This window comes from Candidatus Cloacimonadota bacterium (assembly GCA_034661015.1).
In the GTDB taxonomy this organism is placed as follows: Bacteria; Cloacimonadota; Cloacimonadia; order JGIOTU-2; family JGIOTU-2; genus JAYEKN01.
The window spans coordinates 1-3900 of record JAYEKN010000112.1 but is presented as its reverse complement, the minus strand read 5'-3'; the positions used below and the strand labels follow the sequence as shown (position 1 = coordinate 3900).

3 protein-coding genes are annotated in these 3900 nt (G+C 36.2%); all 3 read right to left on the bottom strand.

The window, feature by feature from the left end; translation table 11 throughout:
* Positions 1–19: 19 nt before the first annotated feature.
* Genes U9P79_04585 through U9P79_04575 form a run of 3 tightly spaced genes read right to left on the bottom strand, consistent with a single transcriptional unit; the run spans position 20 to position 3841 of the window.
* On the bottom strand, positions 20–2602 hold the full coding sequence (locus U9P79_04585) for a hypothetical protein (GenBank protein MEA2103905.1): 2583 nt from the start codon (positions 2600–2602) through the stop codon (positions 20–22).
* Positions 2603–2627: 25 nt separating this feature from the next.
* Complete coding sequence (locus tag U9P79_04580; protein ID MEA2103904.1) at positions 2628–2951, bottom strand: hypothetical protein; 324 nt, start codon at positions 2949–2951, stop codon at positions 2628–2630.
* 29 nt (positions 2952–2980) lie between these two features.
* Positions 2981–3841 (bottom strand): hypothetical protein, encoded by an 861-nt coding sequence (locus tag U9P79_04575; GenBank protein MEA2103903.1) that lies wholly within the window; start codon positions 3839–3841, stop codon positions 2981–2983.
* Between the last annotated feature and the right edge of the window lie 59 nt (positions 3842–3900).

The following is a 3900-nucleotide window of genomic DNA, read 5'->3' as shown; positions in this document are numbered from 1 at the left end:
GTGTCCTATCTTTCATTGATTAAAAATTCCAGTCTAATTGTATTCTTATTGATGAATCTTTGTGTTTAATCTGGGCTGCATAACCGGTGGGCTGATTGTATTTTCGCAAATACAATTCTTCGTCTTTATAATTTTTCACTTTATATTTAAATGAAATGGCGAGATTGTTTGATAAGCGATTGTAAAAAGTTATCCAATATTTCATTCCTTCGCTACCCATAAAATCAATTTCCATATCTTCCCAATCCCAATGGCTTACTCCATGCCCATTCCAAAAAAGAATTTCACCGTCAATTCTGGAATAGTCATTGAAGTTGTGAGTATAATTCACAGCAATGAAATCTCCGTGAATAAGCACATTTGCGGTGGGAATGAGATTGCCGTGGTTTGGGTTAGCAGGATTTGTAAGTGAAGTATAAGGGCACATCCATACTTTTGTAAAACGGTATTCAAACGACAGATTATCTCTGTTAGTTAAATAATTTCTCAATTTTATACTTGTTTCGCTGGTTTTGGAAACCGAGCGAGTAAACCAGTCATCGGCTCCATTGATTTGCCATTTTTGTTTAAGCCGAAGGCTAATTTGATAAATTAGACGATAATCAAGCTCTCCTTGAAATCGAACGCTTACTCTTCCGTCGGATTTTCTTTTCCACATGTCGAGATAGGCTTTTGTTAAAGTAAGTTGCCTCAGAAATTTATAACGTGTTTCAACATAAATTCCTTCTTCTGCCTGTGACCAAGGAGAATTGTAGTACATTTCGGAAACCAACGGGTTATTCATATAGTATTGTTTTTCCAGAATTGAACCGTCAAAACGCTCATGTTCAGCAAAAGGTCGAGCATAAGGATTATCGAAACCTATATCATAATTTCGATAAAGAAACAAGAAGTTCAGGTTTGCAAAATTAAAATACGCACTCGCCACGATTGCTTTTGGATCATCCCCGAGTTTGGTAAATTTTCCATCTTTTTCCAGCTCGGCATATTCTCCCTGAAAACAAAAATTGTTATAGGTAGTTTGCCAATCAAATCCATACACGCGACGATAATCTCTCTCATAATCATCGGTTATCGTGGAATATAAAGTGGAAATAGAATTATCTGTAAGTTTGAATTTGACGGGATTTACTTCATTTGTGTCAACTAAGCAGTTCGGCAGGTCTTCTCGAGATGGAATATTAAAATGGCGGTCGTAAATTGCTTCGTAAGCTGTAAATCCGATATGGCTACCGATCAGAGGGGAAATTTCCAAGTGTCCACCCCGTAGTTTTTCTTCAAAAGCATCTTTGCGAGGAGCGATTTTAACATAACCGGAATCACCCATTGCACTATTTGTGTAATCTTCAATCCCGATAAGTTCGGAATTGGAAAATTCGGGTTTGGAAATTATATAATATAAAAGGTCATCTTCGTTATTCAATCTATTGTCATTATTACTATCCCAAATCACGCCGTCCTTTTTATCTTGCGAGTAAAATAATGATGCGTTGATAAAACTGTTATTAAACTCGGTTGCTACACCTTTTAAAGCGAATTCCTGAGTTTTTGAAAGGTCTGGGGAAATTCCCAAAACACGTTTGGAAAATCCGAAACCGGTATTTCTTCTGCCAAAGAAATCCGTGTTGTCCATAATCAAGCCTTGCCCGTAGGTTACTCGATAATTTCCAAAAATTAAATTTGTTTTAAGCGGTTTTAGATCCATATTAAAATAAGTTTTGGAATTTCTTTTTATAGTTTTTAGAAAATCACATTGAAATTCAAAGAAGTTTAAATCACGATTTTCACCTTTATCCAAAAAAACTACTGAGCCAACTCCCAAATTCACCCAATCTTCAGTTCTAATTCTTAATTTATGCAATATTTCAGGTGCCGGATTGCTCAAATCCAACCTGTCCCACATATTCGAAAATTCTGTAGTAGCATCCGGAGTAAAACTTTGTCTAAAAACCTCTTCCGCTTCCTCGCTAAATGGAGAATTGTTAAATTCAAAGCGATAATTAACGAAGAGATTTTTCGTTAGATCCGGCTCTTGATAGATGATATAATGCTTTAACCTTGTCGCCCCATAGTGAGTTAAATCCGGAGAATGTCTCAGGTTTCGGTAATCGCTAAAACTATCTATTTTCCTTTGCTCCAGCACAGCACGCACATCGGTAGGTGATACTGTCGGCAGATTTTGCAGATCGCGAAAAGTGGTATTATTGACGTTGATAGGAGTTAGCAATAGGTCTTCCCAAAGATCAGAAACGGATTCTTGTGAGCCTTCATTTGCTGCCAGATTGCGAAGAAGATAATTTATTTGATCGCGCCGTTGAGCCATTTTACCATAATCGGAATATGGATGAATCGAAACGAGAGGTTTAATCTTGAGGAGAGTTTTCTGATCAATACTTTTAACATTGCGGAGATCGTAAATCGAATCAAAAAAATCAATGTAAGTGAGATAATCAAATATATCTTCTGCCTGCTGTTCGGTAATTGGCAACATTTTTATCTGCCAAATATTTGCATTATTCAAATCAAGTTTTTCCTTACTTGCAAAAACAAAGGTTGCAAAAAGAAGAAAAACGAATAAAAAAAGTAGTATTTTTTTCATCATAACCTATCTGTAATTTTTTAGTAAGTTATATTTTTGCGATTATATAAATCAACTGGATCAGAACGCAGATGCTGAGAATAATTATTAGCATATTCATCCAGTAAAGACGTAAAGTCAATTTTTCAATTTTATCTTTTAGATGCTTAAAATCTTTATCGAATTTTTTTTGAAGGGATTTGTATTTAACGTTTAGTTCCACGCTTCCGGATTTTTTATCCCAATCGTGAATCCCTTTTTTCAAAAATTCAAAACCGAGTTTGATAATTGCGGAAATAAGTGGGGAAGGCGAATTTTTCGACGAATTTTTAGAAGAATTTTTCGGGGAAGAATCTTTATTTTTTTTAGCCATAATATTTTCCTAATTCTTTCAACTGCAATTTAAAATTGATATCCCAACGAAAAATGGTGCGTAACATCTAATACCGGATGAGTACCAAATCCGTAGTCAAATTTGACTCCGCGAACAAGAAGACCGAAGCCACCGGAAAAAGAATTGGGATAAGTAGAAGCACCGGTGCGAAGCCAGAAATTGTTTATCAGCTGATATTCAAAGCCAAAATGCACTTCGGTTTTCTCTGAAAATTTTTGTTTGAGGTTTATCTCTGTAGTTACACCTTCATACGGCTCGTAAGCAACACCAATTGTTAGAGATTGGGGTAAATCTTCTGTTTGTTCTTCACCTATAACCGGATTGTTCAAATTTTTCACAGCAAAAGCAATTTTGGTTCGTTGATGAAGAATTGCCACAGCCCCCAAGTCCACACCGAAATTCATTTCTTCGCCGGGTTTCATCCCGCTAACTGATTCGCTGAATTGCAGGTAATACATATTCAGGGCATAACCGAGAAACAATTCCGAGTGAACATCACCGATGAGGAGAAAGGATTGAGCAATTGAATACGTGCCTTCGCTTTGCAAAACCACATCCTGATATTCGCAATCCATTGTCTTTATTCCCATAGCAAAAGTGCCGATCTTGGGAATAACGTATTTGAAAGCACCGGTTTTGAGAACAAAAAAGTCTAACCCAAATCCTTTTGCATAACCGGCAGTAACGCCATTTGTAGAGAAATGCAAGCAAGCGGGATTATAAAAGATCGCATCCGGTGAAGTAACCCCTGCAATGTATGCGTTTCCCATTCCTCTCGCTCTCGCAGATGGGATGTAATCATTGAAAACTGCATATACTTGTGAAAATGCAAATAATAAAACACAAACGAGAATCACGGTTTTTTTCATTTTAATCCTTTCTGAATAAAATTATTTATTTCTTTGTTAAAATCAATTGATTTATTTAA

Coding starts and splice junctions, on each gene's coding strand:
- U9P79_04585 (MEA2103905.1), bottom strand. CDS start 2,602: ATGATGAAAAAAATACTACTTTTTTTATTCGTTTTTCTTCTTTTTGCA.
- U9P79_04580 (MEA2103904.1), bottom strand. CDS start 2,951: ATGGCTAAAAAAAATAAAGATTCTTCCCCGAAAAATTCTTCTAAAAAT.
- U9P79_04575 (MEA2103903.1), bottom strand. CDS start 3,841: ATGAAAAAAACCGTGATTCTCGTTTGTGTTTTATTATTTGCATTTTCA.